Below are 20,456 nucleotides of genomic sequence, written 5' to 3' on the forward strand. Positions count from 1 at the left end.
CCCGGTCGGCGGCCTAGACTCGCAGGCGTGTTGAATCGGATCGACCTGCGCGGCGGGGTCCGTGACCCGCGCCGCCTGCTGCCCCGTGCCCAGCTCGACGTCTCCGTGGCGGTCGAGCGGATCCGCCCGCTCGTGGAGGCGGTCCGGGACCATGGGTACCCGGCGATCCGGGAGGCCAGCGAACGGTTCGACGGCGTCTCCCCGGAGCGGCTGCGGGTGCCGGTCGAGACGATCCGCGCCGCCGAGGGCGAGCTGGACCCGCAGGTCCGCGCCGCGCTGCTGGAGTCGATCACCAGGGCCCGCAAGGTGCACGCCGACCAGCGCCGCACCGACCACACCACGACTGTGGTGCCCGGCGGCACGGTGACCGAGCGGTGGGTGCCGGTCGACCGGGTCGGCCTCTACGTCCCGGGCGGCCTGGCCATGTACCCGTCGACGGTGGTGATGAACGTGGTCCCGGCCCAGGCGGCCGGGGTGCGCTCGCTGGTGGTGGTGAGCCCGCCGCAGAAGGACAACGACGGCCTGCCGGACCGCCGGGTCCTCGCGGCCTGCGCGCTGCTCGGCGTGGACGAGGTGTACGCGGTGGGCGGCGCCCAGGCGGTCGCCATGCTCGCCTACGGCGCGGGCGTCGACCCGGCCGGCGACGAGCGCTGCGAGCCGGTCGACATGATCACCGGTCCGGGCAACATCTGGGTCACCGCCGCGAAGCGGCTGCTGCGCGGCGTGGTCGGCATCGACGCCGAGGCCGGCCCGACCGAGATCGCGATCCTGGCCGACGACACCGCCGACCCGGCGCACGTCGCCGCCGACCTGATCAGCCAGGCCGAGCACGACCCGCTGGCGGCGAGCGTGCTCGTCACCCCGTCCACCGCGCTGGCCGACGCGGTCGACGCCGAACTGGCCCGGCAGGCGCCGGTGGCCAAGCACGCCGAGCGGATCGGCACCGCGCTGCGCGGCGAGCAGAGCGGCGTCGTCCTGGTCGACGACCTGGAGGCCGGACTGCGGGTGGTCGACGCGTACGCGGCCGAGCACCTGGAGATCCAGACCGAGAACGCCCGCGAGTGGGCGCTGCGGGTCCGCAACGCCGGGGCGGTGTTCGTGGGCGCCTGGTCGCCGGTGTCGCTCGGCGACTACTGCGCGGGCTCCAACCACGTGCTCCCCACCGGCGGCTGCGCGCGGCACTCCTCGGGGCTGTCCGTGCAGTCGTTCCTGCGCGGCGTGCACCTGGTCGAATACACGCAGGACGCGCTGCGCGACGTGGCGCCGCACGTGGTGACGCTGGCGACGGTGGAGGACCTGCCCGCGCACGGCCAGGCGGTCAGCGTCCGGTTCGGCGAGGGCGGCGCGTCGTGACCACGCTCGACGAGCTGCCGATCCGCGACGACCTGCGCGGGCGTACGCCGTACGGGGCGCCGCAGCTCGACGTGGCGGTACGGCTGAACACGAACGAGAACTCCTACCCGGTGCCCGAGCCGGTGGTCGAGGCGATCGGCAAGGCGGTCGCCGCCGAGCTGCGTGACCTCAACCGCTACCCGGACCGGGACGCCGTGGCGCTGCGCGCCGACCTGGCCGCCTACCTCGGCCACGGGCTCACCGCCGAGAACGTGTGGGCGGCGAACGGCTCCAACGAGATCCAGCAGCAGCTGCTCCAGGCGTTCGGCGGTCCCGGGCGCACCGCGCTCGGCTTCATCCCGGCGTACTCGATGCACCCCCTGCTGGCACTCGGCACCGGCACCCGGTGGGTGCCCGCCCCGCGCGGCGCGGACTTCGGGCTCACCGCCGACGAGGCAGTGGCCCAGGTCCGCGAGCACCGGCCCGACGTGGTGTTCCTCTGCTCGCCGAACAACCCGACCGGCACCGCGCTGGACCCGGCGGTGGTCGCCGCCGTGCTGGACGAGGCACCAGGCATGGTGATCGTGGACGAGGCGTACGCCGAGTTCGCCCGCCCCGGCACGGTCAGCGCGCTCGCCGTGCTGCCCGGCCACCCGCGGCTGGTGGTGACCCGCACCATGAGCAAGGCGTTCGGCTTCGCCGGCGGCCGGCTCGGCTACCTGGCCGCCGACCCGGCGGTGGTGGACGCGGTGCAGCTGGTCCGGCTGCCCTACCACCTGTCCGCGCTCACCCAGGCCGCGGCCCGCGCGGCGCTGGCGCACCGGGACGCCCTGCTCGGCACCGTGACCGCGATCAAGGAGCAGCGGGACCGGATCGTCGCCGAGCTGCGCGCCCGGGGCCACCGGGTGGCCGACAGCGACGCCAACTTCGTGCTGTTCGCCGTCGCGGGGGACCAGGCGGTGGCCTGGCGTACCCTGCTCGATGCCGGCGTCCTGGTACGCGACGTCGGCCTGCCCGGCTGGCTGCGCGTCACCGCCGGCACCCCGACCGAGACCGACGCATTCCTCACCGCGATGGAGAGAGTTTCATGAGCCGGATCGCCCGGATCGAGCGGGTCACAAACGAGACGAAGGTGCTCGTCGAGATCGACCTCGACGGCACCGGCAAGGCCGACATCTCCACCGGCGTCGGCTTCTACGACCACATGCTCAACCAGATCGCCCGGCACGGGGGCTTCGACCTGACCGTGCACACCGTCGGCGACCTGGAGATCGACGCGCACCACACGATGGAGGACACGGCGCTCGCGCTGGGCGCCGCGTTCGACCGGGCGCTGGGCGACAAGGCCGGCATCCGGCGGTACGGATCGGCGACCGTCCCGATGGACGAGGTGCTGGTCCGGGCCGCCGTCGACCTGTCCGGCCGCCCGTACGTGGTGCACGACGAGCCGGCGCTGGCGCCGTACATCGGGCCGGTCTACCCGACGAGCATGACCCGGCACATCTGGGAGTCGTTCGGCCAGTCGGCCCGGATCACGCTGCACGTGGACGTGCTGCGCGCGGCCCGGCCCGGCGGCCACCCGGACGCCCACCACGTGGTCGAGGCGCAGTTCAAGGCCGTCTCCCGCGCGCTGCGGGAGGCCACCGCCCTGGACCCGCGGAACGCGGGTGTGGTGCCGTCCACGAAGGGCGCTCTCTAATGAAGGTGCTGCCCACTCTTCTGCTGATCCTGGCCGGCCTGCTGCTCGGCGGGACGTGGTCGCTGCTCAAGCAGGGCGCCCCCCGCGCCGCCGTGGTGATCACCGGCCTGCTGGCCGTGCTCGCCACCGCCGCCGGGGTGCTCTGGCTGCTGCCGGGGGAGAGCTGATGGCACGGGTGGTGGTGCTCGACTACGGCTCGGGCAACCTGCGTTCGGCCGAGCGCGCGGTGGCGCGGGCCGGCGCCGACGTGACAGTCACCGACGACCTGGACGCCGCCGCGTCGGCCGACGGCCTGGTGGTGCCGGGCGTCGGCGCGTTCGCCGCGTGCATGGCGGGGATCGAGGCGCTGGGCGCCGGGCCGGTCATCGCCGACCGGGTCGCCGCCGGGCGGCCGGTCCTGGGCATCTGCGTCGGCATGCAGATCCTCTTCGGGCACGGCGAGGAGCACGGCGTGGTCACCAAGGGGCTCGGGCTGCTGCCCGGGGGCGTGACCCGGCTGCCCGCGCGGCGGCTGCCGCACATGGGCTGGAACACCGTGCGGCCGCCGGCCGGCTCGGCGCTGTTCGCCGGCCTGCCGGAGGACACCCGGTTCTACTTCGTCCACTCCTACGGGGTGACCGACCCGGCGGCGCTGGCCGAGGCGGGCGCGACGGTGACGACCGCGCACCACGGCGCGGACTTCGTCGCGGCGGTGGAGCGGGGGCCGCTCTCGGCCGCGCAGTTCCACCCGGAGAAGTCGGCCGACGCCGGGGCCGCGCTGCTGCGCAACTGGCTCGGCACGTTGTGACCGGCCCGCTGGCGGGCACGCGGGCGTCGGCGTGAGCAAGGAGCGGGCCCGCCGCCGCGCGGAGCGCGAGGCCGAGCAGGAGCGGGCGCGCGCCGTCCGCGCCCGCCGGGTGGCACGCCGGGAGCGGCGTCGTTCTCTGGTACGCCGCCTGACGCCGTCGCTGCGGCGCGGGCGTACCGGCCGGCTGCGCCGGCACACCCGCCGCGAGCGGGCGACGATCCTGGTGCTCACCGCGACCGCGGTGGTCGCCATCTGGAGTCTGGTGGACGACCTCGCGCTGCGGCTGGTGCTGGTCGTGTTGTTGTTGCTGGTCCTGCCCGCGATCGTGGTGATCGCGCTGGACCGTCGTTGAGGACCCGAGGAGAGAAGCGTTGAGCCTCACCCTGTTGCCCGCCGTGGACGTCGCCGACGGCCAGGCCGTCCGGCTCGTGCAGGGCGCCGCCGGTAGCGAGACCGCGTACGGCGACCCGCTGGACGCGGCTCTGGCCTGGCAGTCCGACGGTGCGGAGTGGATCCACCTGGTCGACCTGGACGCCGCGTTCGGGCGGGGCTCCAACGCCGCGCTGCTCGCCGAGGTGGTCGGCAAGCTGGACGTGAAGGTGGAGCTGTCCGGCGGCATCCGCGACGACGAGTCGCTGCGGGCGGCGCTGGGCACCGGGGCGGCCCGGGTCAACATCGGCACCGCCGCGCTGGAGGACCCGCAGTGGTGCGACCGGATCTGCGGCGAGTACGGCGACCGGGTGGCGATCGGGCTGGACGTGCGCGGCCGTACCCTGTCGGCGCGCGGCTGGACCCGCGACGGCGGTGACCTGTACGAGGTGCTGGCCCGGCTCGACGCCGCGGGCGCGGCGCGGTACGTGGTCACCGACATCACCAAGGACGGCACCATGCGCGGGCCGAACCTGGACCTGCTGCGCGAGGTGTGCGCCCGCACCGACGCGCCGGTGATCGCCTCCGGCGGCGTGTCCACGCTGGACGACCTGCGGGCGCTGGCCACGCTGGAGCCGGTGGGCGTGGAGGGCGTGATCGCCGGCAAGGCGCTCTACGCGGGCGCGTTCACCGTCGCCGAGGCGCTGGCGACGCTGCGGGCCGGCGCGTGACGACCGAGCCGCCCGCCGACGCAGGGGTGGTGACCCGGCTCGGTTCGGGCGGCCCGTGGGAGGCGCTGTACGGCTACTCCCGGGTGGTGCGGGCCGGCGCGCTGGCGATCACCGCCGGCTGCACCTCCACAGTGGACGGCCGGGTGGCGCACGCCGGTGACGCGGCGGCGCAGACCGCGCAGGCGATCCGGATCGGTCTGGACGCGCTGGCCGAGGTCGGCGCCGGGCCGGCGGACGTGGTGCGGACCCGGATGTACGTCACGGACCGGCTCTACGCCGACGAGGTGGGCCGGGCGCACAACGCGGTGTTCGGCCCGGTGCGCCCGGTGGCCACGATGGTGGTGGTGGCCGGGCTGATCGACCCGGATCTCCTGGTCGAGGTCGAGCTGGAGGCGTACCTGCCGGAGCGCTGACCGGTGCCCGGGTGACCGGCGCCGCGCCGCCCCACACCCAGATAAGTTGTGCACAACTTGATTGCCCGCTACCGTTCTGGGTGTGACCGATGATCTGGTGCTGCGCCGGCAGGTGTGCTTCGCGCTCTACGCGGCGTCGCGCGCCCTGACCGACGTCTACCGGCCCATCCTCGACGAGCACGGCCTGACCTACCCGCAGTACCTGGTGCTGCTGGTGCTCTGGGAGCGCGACGACGGCGCCCCCACGGTCTCCGAGCTCGGCGGTCAGCTCCGGCTCGACTCCGGCACCCTCTCCCCGCTGCTCAAGCGGCTGGAGGCGGCCGGTCTGGTGGTGCGTACCCGATCGGCGGCGGACGAGCGCCGGGTCGAGGTGGGCCTCACCGACCGGGGCCGGGCCCTGCGGGAGCGGATGGGTGACGTGCCGCGGCGGGTGGCCGCCGCCACCGGGCTCACCGAGGACGAGCTGGTCTTCCTCCACGGCATCCTCACCCGGGTCACCGAGACGATCCACCGACAGAAGGAGCAGTGACATGCAGGTGCTCTACACCGCCTCCGCCCGCGCCACCGGCGACGGCCGCGACGGTCACGTCCGGACCTCCGACGGCACGGTCGAGCTGGACCTCGCCGTACCGAAGGAGATGGGCGGCGCCGGCGGCGCGGCCAACCCGGAGCAGCTCTTCGCGGCCGGCTACGCGGCCTGCTTCCACTCCGCGCTGCGCGTGGTGGCCCGCCAGGCCAAGGCGGACGTCTCCGGCTCGGTCGTCGAGGCCGAGGTGGGCATCGGCCCAAACGGCAGCGGCGGTTACGGCCTCGCCGTGACGCTCGTGGTGGACCTGCCCGCGGTCGAGCGCGCGGCCGCCGAGCAGCTGGTCGACGCGGCCCACCAGGTCTGCCCCTACTCCAACGCGACCCGTGGCAACGTCGAGGTGACGCGCACGGTCCGCGAGGCCCGGTGAGCACGAGGAGCGCGGCGCAGCGGAGCCCCGCGGTGCGAACCGAGGAGGTCTGGTGAGCGAGGCGAGCGTCAACAGGGAGATCCACCTGGCGTCCCGGCCGGACGGCTGGCCGACCGCGGAGAACTTCCGGCTGGTCACCACCGAGGTGCCGACGCCGGGCCCGGGACAGGTGGTGGTCCGCAACCGGTTCATGTCCGTCGACCCGTACATGCGCGGGCGGATGAACGACGTCAAGTCGTACGTGCCGCCGTTCGCGCTCGACGCCCCACTGGACGGCGGCGCGATCGGTGAGGTCGTGTCCGGTGAGGCCGGGGGCGTCAAGCCCGGTGACACGGTGCTGCACGGGCTCGGCTGGCGCGAGTACGCGCTCGTGGACGCCAAGGGCGTACGCGCTGTCGATCCCGACCTGGCGCCGGTCACCGCGCACCTGAGCGTGCTCGGCATGACCGGGCTGACCGCGTACGCCGGGCTGCTCGACGTGGCCGCGATGAAGCCGGGGGAGACCGTGTTCGTCTCCGGCGCGGCCGGTGCGGTGGGCAGCATGGTCGGCCAGATCGCGAAGCTGCGCGGCGCCGGCCGGGTGATCGGCAGCGCCGGTTCGGCGGCGAAGGTCGAGCGGCTCACCGCGCTCGGCTTCGACGCCGCCTTCGACTACCACGACGGGCCGGTGTCCAAGCAGCTCAAGGCCGCCGCCCCGGACGGCGTCGACGTGTACTTCGACAACGTCGGCGGCGAGCACCTGGAGGCGGCGATCGGGGCGATGAACCCGCACGGCCGGGCCGCCATCTGCGGCATGATCGCGCAGTACAACGCCACCGAGCCGCCCGCCGCGCCGCGCAACCTGGCGCTGGTGATCGGCAAGCGGCTGACGCTCCGCGGCTTCCTCGTCAGTGACCACGGTCACCTGCGGGAGCAGTTCGTGCGGGAGGTGGCGGGCTGGCTGCGCGAGGGCCGGCTGTCGTACGACGAGACGATCGTCGACGGCATCGAGCAGGCCCCCGAGGCGTTCCTCGGCCTGCTGCGCGGCGAGAACCTCGGCAAGATGCTGGTCCGTCTCTGACCGGCGCGAACGCACACACCGCAGCGGGCGGTGGTGACCGGCCTCACCGGCGGGTCACCACCGCCCGCGCGTTCGTTAGGCTCGGGGCATGACGGTGGCGGTACGGGTCATCCCGTGTCTGGACGTGGACGCCGGGCGCGTGGTCAAGGGGGTCAACTTCCTCGACCTGCGCGACGCCGGCGACCCGGTGGAGCTGGCGGCGGCCTACGACCGGGCCGGCGCGGACGAGCTGACCTTCCTCGACGTCACCGCCTCGTCCAGCGACCGGGGGACCATGCTCGACGTGGTGCGGCGCACCGCCGAGTCGGTCTTCATCCCGCTCACCGTGGGCGGTGGTGTCCGCCGGGTCGCCGACGTCGACACGCTGCTGCGCGCCGGGGCGGACAAGGTCGGCGTGAACACCGCCGCCATCGCCCGGCCGGAGTTGATCGCCGAGATCGCCGACCGGTTCGGCCGGCAGGTGCTGGTGCTCTCGCTGGACGTGCGCCGCGCACCGCACGGCACGACGCCGAGCGGCTTCGAGGTGACCACGCACGGCGGACGGCGGGGCACCGGCCTGGACGCGGTCGAGTGGGCGGCGCGCGGCGCCGAGCTGGGCGCGGGCGAGATCCTGCTCAACTCGATGGACGCCGACGGCACCAAGGCCGGGTTCGACCTGCCGCTGATCCAGGCGGTCCGCGAGGTGGTCGACGTGCCGGTGATCGCCAGCGGCGGCGCGGGCGAGGTGGCCCACTTCCCGCCGGCCGTCGGCGCGGGTGCGGACGCGGTGCTCGCGGCGAGCGTCTTCCACTTCGGCGAACTCACCGTCGGCGAGGTCAAGGACGCGCTGCGCGGCGCCGGGCACCCGGTGCGCTGAGGCGGGTCACTGCCGGCCGGGGTGCCCCTCGGGGGAGCGGCGCGGCATCGGGATCGACCGGACCACGTACTCCTGCACGGCGGCGGCGTGGTCGTTCTCGTCGAGGTGCCACTCGCTCTCGGCGGGCGGGTGCCGCCGGGTCAGCACGCCCTGCACCGTGTCCACTGTGGTGCCGAGCCCGGCGCTGGGGCGGGTGCGCCAGAGCCGCTCACCGTCGGCGGTGACCCGGAACCAGCCGTCGGCGACGCTGACCAGACCCGCGCCGACCAGCCGCCGGACCGCGCCCTCCACCTCGTGCCGTTCGGGGATGGCCTGGTTGAGGTGGTCGGCGGTGGAGAGGACGTCGGCCAGGCGGACACCCTCCGGCCTGCGTGTCGCGGCGGCCCGCCGGTGCCGGCCGGCGCCACTGGCGATGACAAGCGCGACGAAGATCCAGGCGTCGCTCCAACGCCATCCGTTCTCCCCCATGCAGGAATGATGCCCGGCCGCGACGGCGGAGGAAACACCTGGTTTCCCGCTTGTGTGTCGCCGCAGCTCAACGCGTTGCGCGGCGTCCCGGACCGTGGCGGTCGGCCCGGTGATGATCACGTAGCGTAAGCACCGGCCGCCGGGCGTGGCGGCAGCGCGAAGACCGGGATGAAGAACTGGGCCAGCGGGCCGATGGTCAGCGCGTACGCCACGGTGCCGAGACCGACGGTGCCGCCGAGCAGCCAGCCGAGCGCCAGCACGGTGACCTCGATGACGGTGCGGACCAGCCGGACCGAGAAGCGGGGGTGGCGGGCGACGAAGCCGGTCATCAGCCCGTCGCGTGGGCCGGGGCCGAGCCCGGCGCCCAGGTAGAGCCCGGTGGCGGCGCCGTTGGCGACGATCCCGGCGACGAGCAGCGCGACGCGGGCCGGCAGGCCGTCGCCGGCCGGCAGCACGGCCAGGGCGGCGTCGACGACCAGGCCGATCACCACGACGTTGCTGACCGTGCCGAGGCCGGGTCGCTGCCGCAGCGGGATCCAGAGGACGAGCACGAGGGCGCCGACCGCGATGGTGACGGTCCCGAAGGACAGGCCGGTCTGCCGGGCGAGTCCCTGGTGGAACACGTCCCACGGGTCCAGTCCCAGCTCGGAGCGGATCATCAGCGCCATGCTCAGGCCGTAGAGGACCAGTCCGGCGTAGAGCTGGGCGAGCCGTCGTACCGGCCGGTGCCGGAGATTGCCAAGCTGTGCCATGCATGCCACCCTAGGTGCCAATCGTGGTTGTCGAGGGTGCCAATTTCGGGGGTGTGGCCATGACCAGCCAGGTGCGCGGCGTCCAATTGGCGCGACTCCTCGGTCAGTGGCACGCACTGCCAGGCCGTCGGCGCAGCCCCGACTACGCCGCGCTCGCCGGCGCCGTCCGCGGGTTGCTCGCCGACGGGCGCCTCCCCCTCGGGGTACGCCTGCCGGCCGAGCGGGAACTGGCCGAGGCGCTGCGGATCAGCCGGACCACTGTCACCGCCGCGTACCGGGAACTGCGGGAGAGCGGCCACCTGGCCAGCCGCCGGGGCGCGGGCAGCTGGACCATGCTGCCCGGCGGGCACCGGGTGGCCAGCACCGGGCTGTGGACGCCGCTCGACGACCGCGACATGATCGACCTCGGGGTGGCCGCGCTGTCCGCGCCCCCGCAGCTCGTCCCCGCCGCCCGGGCCGCGGCCGAGGACCTGCCCCGCTACCTCAGCGGCGCCGGCTACCACCCGACCGGCATCATCGAGCTGCGCGAGGCGGTGGCGCGCGGGTACACCGAACGTGGCCTGCCCACCAGCCCGGAGCAGATCATGGTCACCAACGGCACCCAGCACGCGCTGGACCTGGTGCTGCGGCTGGCCCTGTCGCCCGGCGGCGCGGTGCTCGTCGAGTCGCCCACCTACCCCAACGCGCTCGCCGCGCTCTCCGCCCGGCGGGCCAGGATCGCCACGCACGGCCTGTCCGACGAGGGCTGGGACGCCGAACTGCTGCTCGGCAGCCTGCGGCAGACCCGGCCGAAGCTCGCGTACGTGATCCCCGAGTTCCAGAACCCGACCGGCCACCTGATGGCGGCCGACCTGCGCGAGCGGCTGGTCGGGACGGCCCACGCGGCCGGCACCGACCTGGTGGTCGACGAGTCCTTCGTCGACCTGCCGCTCGACGACAACACGCTGCCGCCCCCGGTGGCGGTCTTCGACAGGCACTCCCGGGTGATCAGCATCGGCGGCATGAGCAAGCCCTACTGGGGTGGGCTGCGGATCGGGTGGGTACGCGCCTCCGCGCCCCAGGTGCAGCGGCTGGCCGCGGCCCGGGTCGGGGTGGACATGGCCAGCCCGGTGCTCGACCAGCTCGTCGCAGTGCACCTGCTCACCGAGGCGCCGGCCATCGTGGCCGCCCGCCGGGCCCAGCTCGTCACACAGCGGGACGCCCTGGTCGCGGCGCTCGCCGACCGGCTGCCCGACTGGCGGGTGCGGGTGCCCGGCGGCGGCGTCACGCTCTGGGCCGAGCTGGACGGTCCCATCTCCAGCGCGCTGGCCCGCGCGGCCGAGGAGGTCGGCGTACGACTGGCGCCCGGACCCCGGTTCGGCCTGGACGGGACGCTGGAGCGCTTCCTGCGGCTGCCCTTCACGCTTCCCGCCGCCGAGCTGGTGGAGGCGGTCGGGCGGCTCGCCGCGGTCCGCTACGACCTGGACCGGACCAGCCGCCCGCAGTGGCGGGAACCCAGCGTCATCGCCTGACCGCCCGCCCGATCCGGTGGTGATCCGCTCGAACCCCGGCTGAGGGCGGGCCGGTGCCCGCACACTGCCCGGGTGGGAGACGGGGACGCGGTCCGGTGGTCGCTGGCGGTGCGGCGCAGCGCGCCGGGTTCCCGGACCACCTGGGTGGAGCTCTTCTACGACCTGGTCTTCGTCTTCGCGTTCCTGAGCGTCACCACGCTCACCGCGTCGGTGTTCACGCCGGTCAACCTCTACCGGTTCCTGCTGGTGCTGGCGCTGCTCTGGTGGTCGTGGACCGGCTTCGCCCGGATGGGCAACGCGTTCCGCGCCGACCAGGGGATGCTGCCGCTGGTCGGCGTCGTCACCGTGGCGGCGACGTTCCTGCTCGTGCTCAGCACACCCAGCGCGTTCGCCACCAACCGCGAGGGCTGGCTGCCCGGGCCGCTCGTCTTCGCCGCGTGCTACTTCGTGATCCGGACCGCCCAGCTCACCGTCTTCGCCTGGGCCGACCGCGCCGACCCGGCCCGGCGCCGGGGACTGCGGATACGCTTCCTGGCCCCGACAGTGGCCACGGTGCTGCTGGTCGTCGCCGGCACCCTGCCCGGCCGGCTGGCGCACGGGCGGTTCGCGGTGGGGCTGCAACTGGCGCTCTGGACCCTGGCGCTGCTCGTCGAGTACATCGCCGGGGCGATCCTCGCCCGCCAGTGGTGGGTGGTGATCTCGGCCGGGCACTGGGCGGAGCGGCACGCGCTGATCGTGCTCGTCGCGCTCGGCGAGTCGCTCATCGCGCTCGGGCTCGGCCCGAAGCGCGGGCTGCCGCTCACCGGCCCGGTGGCGGTCGCCGCGTTGCTCGGCGTGGTGATCGTGGCGGCGCTGTGGTGGGCGTACTTCGACACGCTGAGGTTCGCGCTGGAACAGGCCCTGCACCAGGCCCGGGACCCCGCCGCACGGCTGCGGCTGGCCCGCACCGTCTACACGTTCCTGCACCTGCCGATGGTCGCCGGGATCATCTTCTTCGCCCTCGGCCTCAAGGATCTGCTGGCCGAGGCCGCCTCACCGACGACGCCCGCGTGGGGTCCGGAGCTGGGGGTCCTCTGGGCCGGGGTCCTGTTCGGCGGCGTCGGGATCTACCTGCTCAGCCTCGCCGGGTGCTGGTGGCTGGCGGAGCGCCGGGCACGGACGCCGCTGCTGGTGACGGTGCTGGTGCTCGCCGCGGCCGTCCCGGCCGTCGCCCGGCTCCACGAGCTGAACGCGCTCGCCGCGCTGGCGGTGCTCACCTGCGCCGGCGTCGCCTGGGAGACCCGGGGGGAGGACGACCGCCGGCGCCGGGTACGCCGGCTCGCGCTGGAGGAGCAGATCGCCGCCGAGGCCGAGCAGAGCCGGTGGCGGGAGGGGCACCTCTGAGAACGCACGCGGCCGTGCCCCGGGACGGTGGGGCACGGCCGGCGCGGTGCGGACTACAGCTCGGCGAGCGTCCCCTCGTACATCTTGTCGATCTCGGAGGCGAAGTTCGTCTCCACACTGCGACGCTTGATCTTGAGCGACGGCGTGACCTCGCCGTCCTCGATGGTGAGGTCGCGGGGGAGGATCGTCACCTTCTTGATCGTCTCCCAGCGGTTGAGCCTGCCGTTCAGCTCGGCGACGTAGCCCTCGACCATCTCGCGCGCCTGCGGCGAGGTGACGATCGTGGTGTAGTCGCTGCCCTCAAGCGGCGTGCCGGCGGCCCAGCCCTTGATCGCGTCCGGGTCGAGCGTGACGAGCATGGTGCAGTAGTTGCGGGCCTGCCCGATCACCACCGCCTGCGAGGTGTACGGGCACACCGCCTTGAACATGCCCTCGATGTGCGACGGCGCGACGTACTTGCCACCGGACGTCTTGACCAGGTCCTTCTTCCGGTCGGTGATGCGCAGGTAGCCGTCGGCGTCGAGCGTGCCGATGTCGCCGGTGCGGAAGAAGCCGTCATCGGTGAACGCGGCGGCGGTCTCCTCCGGCAGGTTGTGGTAGCCGCGCATGACCGGCTTGCCGCGCAGCAGGACCTCACCGTCGGTGTCGATCCGGCACTCCAGGTCGCCCATGGCCCGGCCCACGCTGCCGATCTTCAGCCCGTCGGGCGGGTTCACGAACGCGCCGGCGCTGGTCTCGGTCAGTCCGTAGCCCTCGGAGATGGGCAGGTTGGCGGCGGCGAAGAAGGTGGCGATCTCCTTGCTCAGCGGTGCCGCGCCGGAGACCAGCACCCGCATCCGGCCGCCGAGCCGTGCCTGGAGCTTGCTGAACACGAGCTTCTCGGCGAGCGCGTACTTCATCCGCAGCCCGGCCGGGACCGGCTTGCCGGCCTGCTCCAGCGCGACCTTCTCCTTGCCCACCGCGACGCCCCAGGCGAAGATCTTGGCCTTGGCGCCACCGGCGCCCTGCGCGGTAGTGACCGCCTTGTTGTAGACCTTCTCGAAGACCCGGGGCGCACCGCACATGAGCGTCGGCTGCACCACGCCGAGCAGGTCGACGAGCTTGTCCACCCGGCCGTCGACGTAGGTGGGCAGGCCGACGTGGGTGGCGCCGCAGAGAAGCGTCTTGCCGAACGAGTGCGACAGCGGCAGCCACAGGTATTGCAGGTCGTCGACGCGCAGCAGGCCCAGGTCGGCCTGCGCCACGCCCTCCCAGCACCAGCCGCCGTGCAGCAGCTCAACGCCCTTCGGGCGGCCGGTGGTGCCCGACGTGTAGATGAGAGTGGCCAGGTGGTCCGGGCCGATGCCGGCGACGAGCGTGTCGATCAGGTCCGGCTCGGCGCTCAGCGCCGCGGCGCCGCGCTCCTCCAGCTCGGCCAGGGTGAGCTGCGGGACGGCCGCCGCCGGGTCGGGGGTGCCGTCGAAGAGCACCACGTGGGTCAACGCGGGCAGGTCCGCCCCGGCGATCTTCGCCGCCTGCGCCTGGTTCTCCGCGAACAGCACCTTCGAGCCGGAGTCGGCGATGATGTAGACCGCGTCCTCGGGCTCGGTGGTGGGGTAGACGGTGGTGGTGGCACCACCGGCGCACATGATGCCGAAGTCGGCGAGCACCCAGTCCAGGCGCGTGTTGGCCAGAATCGCCACCGGGTTCTCCAGGCCGACACCGAGCCCGTGCAGCCCGGCGGCTATCGCCTTGGCGCGCTGCCCGACCTGCTCCCACGTCAGCCAGACCGGGCCCGAGTCGTCGGGTGCGGGGTGGGCGAAGGCGTGCCGGTCGGGGGAGTCCGCCACGCGCTTGAGGAACATGTCCGGTACGGAACGGTACGGTACATCGAGAGCCATCGCTGTAGCCGCCTTCAGGGGTGGAGGGACGTGACGGGGGTCACGTCGGTCTGCGGTTACCGAAGGGTATTGCCTGCACCCGGCCAGCGGCTAGCCCTGATCGGCCGCGTAGCCACCGGTCCCGCCTGCTGGAACCGGCTCAGGCGTGCCGGCCGGGCGGCACGGAACCGGTCGCCGGTGGCCCGGGCGCGGCGTCGCGCTGACAGGCGTCGATCTCCCGGCGTCCACCTCCGACAGCCGGCGGGCGAGCGGTCACCGCTCGTCGGTCACAGGCCCAGTGCGGCGGTACGCAGACGCTCGGCGCTCTCGGCCGGGCCGTCCACCTGCACCCGGGCCACCCGCTGCCGCCCGGTGAGGAACAGCACCAGCTCACCCGGCGCGCCCACCACCCGCAGTCGTTCGCCGCCACCGCCGGCCCGCAGTTCGCCGTGCCCCGGCGCCTGCACCAGGACCTCGGCCGGGAACCGCCGCAGCGCCATCCGGGCCAGCAGGGACGCCCGCTTCCACAGCACCGCCTGCTGCCCGGCCGGCAGCTCGCGCGGGTGCCAGCCGGGCCGGGCCCGTCGCACGTCCTCGTGGTGGATGAAGAACTCCATCCCGTTGGCGAGCTCGTCGGTGAGGGGGTTGCTCACCGGGCTCCACACCGGGGGGCGGCGTACCCGGGCGATCAGGTCGGCGTACGGCCCGGCGGCGATCCGCCGGCGCACCGACTCGCCGTAGCCACGCAGCGGCGGCAGCAGGATCCCGCCGGCCGCGTCCGGCCGGCGCTCCCGCACCAGCAGGTGCGCCGCCAGGTCACGGGTGGTCCACCCCTCGTTGACGGTCGGCGCGTCCGGTCCCAGTTCGAGCATCAGGTCGGCGAGCGCCTCGCGCTCCGTTCGGGCGTACCGCGGCATCCCCTGATCGTAGGCCCGTCCCGGCCGATCGGCGCGCCACGCCCGGCCGGACCCCGCCGCGCGATCGATCCGGCCGGTGTCCGCCCAGCTCCGTGCGAACGTGACGGCGGACATATCCCGGCCGGGTCGGCGTGAGCGCCGGGGAACGGTAAGGATGGGGGAGAAAACTGCGGCTTACGGCGGGGGACAGCGTGGCGAGCGGGACAAGTCGGGACGTGCTCGGCAGAGGGCTACGGGTGCTCGGCCGGGCCATCCGGGAACAGCCGCGGATCTTCGCGGTCGCGGTCAGCGGCAGCGTGCTGTTCGGCCTCCTGGTGATCGCCAGCGCGTACGTCGTCGGCGCGGTGGTCGGCGAGGTGGTCGTGCCGGCCGTGGAGCGCGGCGAGGTGGCCGGCGGAGGGCTGGCGCTCGCCGCCGCCGCGCTGTTCGGCATCAGCGTGCTGCGGGTCGTCGGCATCTTCGGCCGCCGCCTCGGCGCCGGCTACATGCAGTACCGGCTCCAGGCCGCCTACCGCCGCCGGGTCACCCGCCGCTACCTGGAACTGCCGCTTTCCTGGCACCACCGCAACTCCACCGGCACGCTGCTCTCGAACGCCAACTCCGACGTGGAGGCGGCCTGGTACCCGATCGCGCCGCTGCCGTTCGCGGTCGGCACGCTGGTGATGCTCGTCGGCGCGGTGGTCTCGCTGTTCTTCACCGACTGGGCGCTGGCTCTGGTCGGCCTCGCGGTGTTCCCCGCGCTGTTCGCGCTCAACGTGGTCTACTCCCGCCGGATGGCACCCCGCCAGGCCCGGGCGCAGCGGCTGCGGGCCGAGGTCAGCGGCATCGCGCACGAGAGCTTCGACGGCGCTCTGGTGGTCAAGACGATGGGCCGCGAGGCACAGGAGACGGCCCGCTTCGCCTCCCGCGCCGGCGAGCTGCGCGACGCGCTGATCTCGGTCGGCCGGCTGCGGGGCGTGTTCGACCCGATGCTGGAGACGCTGCCCAGCCTCGGCACGCTCGCCGTCCTGGTGGTCGGCGCGCTGCGGCTGCGGCAGGGCGCGCTCACGGTGACCGAGCTGGTCAGCGTCGCGTTCCTGTTCACCGTGCTGGCCTTCCCGGTCCGTGCCATCGGCTGGGTGCTGGCCGAGCTGCCGCGCAGCGTCGCGGGATGGGACCGGGTCCGCCGGGTGCTGGACGCGACCGGCGAGATGCCGTACGGCACGAGGACGCTCGACCGGTCCACCCGGGAGCCGGCCACCCTCGCCTTCGACGACGTGCACTTCGCGTACGAGCCGGCCGAGGCGCACCTGCCCGGCGCCCAGGTGCTCGGCGAGGTGACGTTCACCGTGCCGGCCGGGAAGACGGTCGCCCTGGTCGGCCCCACCGGCGCGGGCAAGTCCACGATCACCTCGCTGGCCGTGCGCCTGGTCGACCCGGGCGCCGGGCGGGTCATGCTGGACGGCGTAAACGTGCGGGAGCTGACCGCCGCGTCGCTGGCCGAGACGGTGGCGCTCGTGGCGCAGGTGCCGTTCGTCTTCGACGACACGGTCCGGGCCAACATCGCGCTGGACCGGGCCGGCATCGGCGACGACGAGGTGTGGGCGGCGCTGCGGCTGGCCGAGGCGGACGGCTTCGTGGCGGCGCTGCCGGACGGGCTGGACACCATGGTCGGCGAGCGGGGCACGTCGCTGTCCGGCGGGCAGCGCCAACGGCTGACGCTGGCCCGGGCGCTCGCCGGGCGACCCCGGCTGCTGGTGCTCGACGACGCCACGAGCGCCGTCGACCCACGGGTCGAGGCGGCCATCCTGGCCGGTCTGCGCGCACCGGCCGACGGCGGCGCCCCGGCGTCCATCCTGGTGGTGGCGTACCGCCGGGCCACCATCGCCCTCGCCGACGAGGTGATCTACGTGGAGCAGGGCCGGGTGGTGGCGCGCGGCACCCACACCGAGCTGCTGGCCGCCGTGCCCGGGTACGCCGACCTGGTCACCGCGTACGAGCAGGCCGAGCAGGAACGCGAGCAGAATCGGACGTACGACGAGGTCACCCCGTTGACCTCGGGCCTGGAGGTGGACCGGTGAGCGCGACGACGGCGGAGGCGGACCGGAACACCGAGGCCGCCGAGTCGACCTGGCGGACGCTGCGGCGCGGGCTGGCGCTCTCCCCGGAGCTGCGTACCGGCCTGGCCGGCACGCTGGCGCTGGCGCTGGTCTACATGGTCGGCCGGGTCGCGGTGCCGGTGGCGGTGCAGCGCGGTATCGACCACGGCATCGTCGGCGGCCTCGACCTGAACGTCATCTCGCTCACCGTGGCGATCACCGCCGGGGTGCTGGTGCTCACCACCGCGTGCGGCTACCTGATGATGCGCCGGTTGTTCACGGTGAGCGAGACCGCGCTGGCCGGGGTGCGTACCCGGGCGTTCCGGCACGTGCACGACCTCTCCATGCTGCACCAGCAGTCCGAGCGGCGCGGTTCGCTGGTCTCCCGGGTCACCAGCGACGTCGACCAGATCACCCAGTTCCTCCAGTGGGGCGGCGTGATCCTGATCGTCAACCTGGGTCAGTTGCTGGTGACCACCGCCGTGATGCTCGCGTACTCCTGGCAGTTGACGCTCGTGGTGCTCGTCGCGTTCGCGCCCGCGGTGCTGGTGATCCGGCGGTTGCAGCGCCGCCTCGCCGGAGCGTACGGGCTGGTGCGGCAGCGCACCGGCACGCTGCTCGGCGCGATCGGCGAGAGCGTGGTGGGCGCGCCGGTGATCCGGGCGTACGGCATCGCCGGGCGCACCGCGCGGCGGCTGGACACGGCCATCGACGGGCAGCGGGTGGCCCAGCAGCGGGCGATCCGGATCAGCATCATGGGCAGCTCGGTGGGGGAGCTGGCCGCCGGGCTGGCGCTGGCCGGCGTGGTGGTGGTCGGGGTCAGCCTCGGCGTGGACGGCACGCTCACTGTCGGCCAGCTCACCGCGTTCCTGTTCCTGGTCACGCTGTTCATCCAGCCGGTGCAGATCGCCACCGAGGTGCTGAACGAGGCGCAGAACGCGATCGCCGGCTGGCGTCGGGTGCTCGACGTGCTGGACGTCTCACCGGACGTGGCAGACCCGGGCGAGCAGGGCCGGAAGCTGCCGCCCGGGCCGCTGGACGCCCGGTTCGCCGGTGTGACGTTCGCCTATCCCGGGGGGCCGCCGGTGCTGCACGGCGTGACGCTCGACATCCCGGCGAAGAGCCGGGTGGCGGTGGTGGGCGAGACCGGAAGCGGCAAGACCACGTTCGCCAAGCTGCTCACCCGGCTGATGGACCCGACCGAGGGGGCGGTGCTGCTGTCCGGGGTGGACCTGCGTCAGGTGCGCTTCGACTCGCTGCGTTCCCGGGTGGTGATGGTGCCGCAGGACGGTTTCCTGTTCGACGCCACGGTCGGGGAGAACGTCCGCTTCGCCCGCCCGGACCTGACCGACGAGCGGCTCACCGCCGCCTTCGCCGAGCTGGGCCTGTCGGACTGGCTGGACGGGCTGCCGTCCGGGCTGGACACGCCGGTCGGCGAGCGCGGGGAGGCGCTGAGCGTCGGCGAGCGGCAGCTCGTGGCGCTGGCCCGGGCGTACGTCGCGGACCCGGACCTGCTGGTGCTGGACGAGGCGACGAGCGCGGTCGACCCGGCCACCGAGGTCCGCCTGCAGCGGACGCTGGACGCGGTAACCCGGGGCCGGACCACGCTCGCCATCGCGCACCGGCTGTCCACCGCGCAGGCCGCCGACGAGGTGATCGTGGTGGACCGGGGCCGGATCGTGCAGCGCGGCCCGCACGAGGAGCTGGTCCGCGACCCGGACTCGGTGTACGCGCTGTTGTACGCGTCCTGGTTGGAGCAGACCCGCTGATCGTGGCGGGTCCACCAGGGTTGGAGCAGACCCGCTGATCCTGGCGGGTCTGCTCGGGAGCGGCGGTCAGCGGGAGTAGAACTCCACCACGAGCTGCTCGTCGCAGACCACCGGCACCTCGTGCCGGGCCGGTTCGCGCACCAGCGTGGCGCGCAGCTCGGCCGGCTGCGCCGAGAGGTACGGCCGGGGCTGCGCGTCGGCGTGCGCACCGGTGGCGGCGAGCTGGAACGGCGGCAGCGCGCGGCTGCGCTCGCGTACGCCGACCACCTGGCCGGGCCGCAGCCGGTACGACGGCCGGTCGACCTTGCGCCCGTCGACTGTGATGTGGCCGTGTGCGACGAGCTGGCGGGCCTGGTAGACGCTGCGCGCGAGCCCGGCCCGCAGCACCACCGCGTCGAGGCGCCGCTCCAGAAGCGCGACGAGCGTCTCGCCGGTCTTGCCGGCGCCCCGGGCCGCCTCGTCGAACAGCCGGCGGAGCTGGGCCTCGCTGACGTTGTACTGGTGGCGCAGCCGCTGCTTCTCCAGCAGCCGTACCTGGTAGTCGGAGGTGGTGCGGCGGGAGCGGCCGTGCACACCCGGCGGGTAGGGGCGTCGCTCGAAGTACCGCACGCACTTGCGGGTCAGCGGGATGCCGAGGGCGCGGGAGAGCCGGGCCTTGGGCCGGGGGTGGTTCACGCGGAGGTCTCCGATCGTCTAGCCTTCTACTTAGGCAAGCCTAACCTATGTTGAGGAGGTCGGGATCATGCGACCCAGCCCGGCGGAGATCGTGCGAACCCTGGTCGCGGGCCGGTTGCCCGCCCTCATCCACCTGGCCCGGCAGCCCGGCCCGCACCAGGCCCGGCACGCCGTCGACGCCGACGGGCGGGTCCTGCTGCTCGTGCCCGTCGTCAGTGACCTCGCCGCGGCGCTCGTGCCGCCGTCCGGTGACACCGACGTGGCCACCGTGCTCGACGTGCTCGACCTGCCGCCCGCCGCCGGGGCGCCCTCGCTCGGCCGGGCCTGGGTGTCCGGCTGGGCGACGCGGCTGGACGGGGACGAGGCGCGCGACGCGGCGGTCGACTTCGCCGCCACCGACCCGGTCGGTGACCTGCTCGACGTGGGCAGGCGGTTCCACCTGCACCGATTCGAGGTGGCCGAGGCCCGCTGGGAACGCGCCGGGCGCGTGCGCCGGATCGACCCCGAGGCGTACGCGGAGGCCGAACCGGACCCGCTGCACCCGGTCGAGGCCGAGCTGCTGGCCGACCTGACCGACCACCACGGCGAACAGGTCGGCGACTACCTGCGGCGGCGGCTGGCCCTGACCGGCGACCGCACCCCGCGGGTGGTCCGGATCGACAGGTACGGGCTGGTGGTCGCGCACGGGCGGCCCGGGGCGACCCGGCGGGCCCGGCTCGCCTTTGCCCGGCCCGTCGCCGACGTGGCGGAGCTGTCCCGCCTGCTCCACCCGATGCTCTGCCCCCGGGCCGCGGCCTGAGCCGGCCGGACCGGCCGTCGGCGCCGCACGGCACGGGGGCGG

Annotated in this window: 22 protein-coding genes; 17 read left to right on the forward strand and 5 right to left on the reverse strand. The window is 74.2% G+C overall.

The features are described from left to right. Positions 1–27 precede the first annotated feature (27 nt). From hisD to hisF, 12 genes are all read left to right on the forward strand, one after another. The gene (gene hisD / locus AB0C17_RS05395; RefSeq protein WP_357476767.1) at positions 28–1,353 is read left to right on the forward strand and encodes a histidinol dehydrogenase; all 1,326 of its coding nucleotides are present in this window, start codon (positions 28–30) and stop codon (positions 1,351–1,353) included. Further along, positions 1,350–2,423: a histidinol-phosphate transaminase gene (locus AB0C17_RS05400; protein WP_357469541.1), complete on the forward strand. Its 1,074-nt coding sequence runs from the start codon at positions 1,350–1,352 to the stop codon at positions 2,421–2,423. Before hisD ends, AB0C17_RS05400 begins: the two co-directional genes overlap by 4 nt. After that, positions 2,420–3,031: an imidazoleglycerol-phosphate dehydratase HisB gene (gene hisB / locus AB0C17_RS05405; RefSeq protein WP_018785239.1), complete on the forward strand. Its 612-nt coding sequence runs from the start codon at positions 2,420–2,422 to the stop codon at positions 3,029–3,031. The genes AB0C17_RS05400 and hisB overlap by 4 nt, the downstream gene beginning before the upstream one ends. Before the next feature lie 5 nt (positions 3,032–3,036). Beyond that, complete coding sequence (locus AB0C17_RS05410; protein WP_357381191.1) at positions 3,037–3,198, forward strand: hypothetical protein; 162 nt, start codon at positions 3,037–3,039, stop codon at positions 3,196–3,198. Further along, positions 3,198–3,818, forward strand: a complete 621-nt coding sequence (gene hisH, locus AB0C17_RS05415) for an imidazole glycerol phosphate synthase subunit HisH (RefSeq protein ID WP_357380824.1) — start codon at positions 3,198–3,200, stop codon at positions 3,816–3,818. Before AB0C17_RS05410 ends, hisH begins: the two co-directional genes overlap by 1 nt. Positions 3,819–3,849: 31 nt before the next feature. Then, positions 3,850–4,170, forward strand: a complete 321-nt coding sequence (locus tag AB0C17_RS05420) for a hypothetical protein (protein ID WP_357380826.1) — start codon at positions 3,850–3,852, stop codon at positions 4,168–4,170. 19 nt (positions 4,171–4,189) lie between these two features. Further along, the gene (gene priA / locus AB0C17_RS05425) at positions 4,190–4,918 is read left to right on the forward strand and encodes a bifunctional 1-(5-phosphoribosyl)-5-((5-phosphoribosylamino)methylideneamino)imidazole-4-carboxamide isomerase/phosphoribosylanthranilate isomerase PriA (protein ID WP_018785235.1); all 729 of its coding nucleotides are present in this window, start codon (positions 4,190–4,192) and stop codon (positions 4,916–4,918) included. Next, a complete protein-coding gene (locus AB0C17_RS05430) occupies positions 4,915–5,331 on the forward strand; it encodes a Rid family hydrolase (protein ID WP_357469537.1) in 417 nt (138 codons plus the stop codon). Before priA ends, AB0C17_RS05430 begins: the two co-directional genes overlap by 4 nt. 82 nt (positions 5,332–5,413) lie before the next feature. After that, entirely contained in the window at positions 5,414–5,860 is a 447-nt protein-coding gene (locus tag AB0C17_RS05435; protein ID WP_357469534.1) for a MarR family transcriptional regulator, read from the forward strand. A 1-nt stretch (position 5,861) separates the two neighbouring features. Continuing rightward, positions 5,862–6,287, forward strand: coding sequence for an organic hydroperoxide resistance protein (locus tag AB0C17_RS05440; RefSeq protein ID WP_091045350.1), 426 nt, complete (start codon positions 5,862–5,864; stop codon positions 6,285–6,287). Positions 6,288–6,339: 52 nt separating this feature from the next. After that, a complete protein-coding gene (locus AB0C17_RS05445) occupies positions 6,340–7,347 on the forward strand; it encodes an NADP-dependent oxidoreductase (protein ID WP_357469529.1) in 1,008 nt (335 codons plus the stop codon). Positions 7,348–7,435: 88 nt separating this feature from the next. Further along, on the forward strand, positions 7,436–8,203 hold the full coding sequence (gene hisF, locus AB0C17_RS05450; protein ID WP_357380834.1) for an imidazole glycerol phosphate synthase subunit HisF: 768 nt from the start codon (positions 7,436–7,438) through the stop codon (positions 8,201–8,203). A gap of 6 nt (positions 8,204–8,209) precedes the next feature. On the opposite strand, the gene AB0C17_RS05455 is transcribed toward hisF, so the two are convergent. Beyond that, positions 8,210–8,671: a hypothetical protein gene (locus AB0C17_RS05455; protein ID WP_357380836.1), complete on the reverse strand. Its 462-nt coding sequence runs from the start codon at positions 8,669–8,671 to the stop codon at positions 8,210–8,212. A gap of 116 nt (positions 8,672–8,787) precedes the next feature. Next, on the reverse strand, positions 8,788–9,423 hold the full coding sequence (locus AB0C17_RS05460) for a hypothetical protein (RefSeq protein WP_357380838.1): 636 nt from the start codon (positions 9,421–9,423) through the stop codon (positions 8,788–8,790). A 59-nt stretch (positions 9,424–9,482) separates the two neighbouring features. Between AB0C17_RS05460 and AB0C17_RS05465 the strand changes: the two genes are divergently transcribed. Together AB0C17_RS05465 and AB0C17_RS05470 are read left to right on the forward strand one after the other, a co-directional pair. Then, positions 9,483–10,934 carry a PLP-dependent aminotransferase family protein gene (locus AB0C17_RS05465; protein WP_357476770.1) on the forward strand — a complete coding sequence of 484 codons (1,452 nt, stop codon included), beginning with the start codon at positions 9,483–9,485 and terminating at the stop codon, positions 10,932–10,934. Positions 10,935–11,006: 72 nt separating this feature from the next. Beyond that, a complete protein-coding gene (locus tag AB0C17_RS05470; RefSeq protein WP_357380842.1) occupies positions 11,007–12,317 on the forward strand; it encodes a low temperature requirement protein A in 1,311 nt (436 codons plus the stop codon). A gap of 53 nt (positions 12,318–12,370) precedes the next feature. Here the strand turns inward: AB0C17_RS05470 and AB0C17_RS05475 are convergent, their stop codons facing one another. Both AB0C17_RS05475 and AB0C17_RS05480 read right to left on the reverse strand, forming a co-directional pair. Beyond that, positions 12,371–14,197: a long-chain fatty acid--CoA ligase gene (locus AB0C17_RS05475; protein ID WP_357476773.1), complete on the reverse strand. Its 1,827-nt coding sequence runs from the start codon at positions 14,195–14,197 to the stop codon at positions 12,371–12,373. A gap of 266 nt (positions 14,198–14,463) precedes the next feature. Then, positions 14,464–15,093, reverse strand: a complete 630-nt coding sequence (locus AB0C17_RS05480; protein WP_357476776.1) for a TIGR03085 family metal-binding protein — start codon at positions 15,091–15,093, stop codon at positions 14,464–14,466. Between the two features lie 191 nt (positions 15,094–15,284). Between AB0C17_RS05480 and AB0C17_RS05485 the strand changes: the two genes are divergently transcribed. Together AB0C17_RS05485 and AB0C17_RS05490 are read left to right on the forward strand one after the other, a co-directional pair. Next, a complete protein-coding gene (locus tag AB0C17_RS05485; RefSeq protein ID WP_357476779.1) occupies positions 15,285–17,153 on the forward strand; it encodes an ABC transporter ATP-binding protein in 1,869 nt (622 codons plus the stop codon). Further along, positions 17,150–18,940 carry an ABC transporter ATP-binding protein gene (locus AB0C17_RS05490; RefSeq protein WP_357476781.1) on the forward strand — a complete coding sequence of 597 codons (1,791 nt, stop codon included), beginning with the start codon at positions 17,150–17,152 and terminating at the stop codon, positions 18,938–18,940. Before AB0C17_RS05485 ends, AB0C17_RS05490 begins: the two co-directional genes overlap by 4 nt. Before the next feature lie 66 nt (positions 18,941–19,006). On the opposite strand, the gene rpsD is transcribed toward AB0C17_RS05490, so the two are convergent. Continuing rightward, positions 19,007–19,615 (reverse strand): 30S ribosomal protein S4, encoded by a 609-nt coding sequence (gene rpsD / locus AB0C17_RS05495; RefSeq protein WP_357380853.1) that lies wholly within the window; start codon positions 19,613–19,615, stop codon positions 19,007–19,009. 67 nt (positions 19,616–19,682) lie between these two features. Here rpsD and AB0C17_RS05500 point away from each other — a divergent pair, with 67 nt between their 5' ends. Next, complete coding sequence (locus tag AB0C17_RS05500) at positions 19,683–20,414, forward strand: DUF2470 domain-containing protein (protein ID WP_357476784.1); 732 nt, start codon at positions 19,683–19,685, stop codon at positions 20,412–20,414. The last annotated feature ends 42 nt before the right edge of the window (positions 20,415–20,456 follow it).

The organism is Micromonospora sp. NPDC048887 (assembly GCF_040649715.1).
GTDB lineage: Bacteria > Actinomycetota > Actinomycetes > Mycobacteriales > Micromonosporaceae > Micromonospora.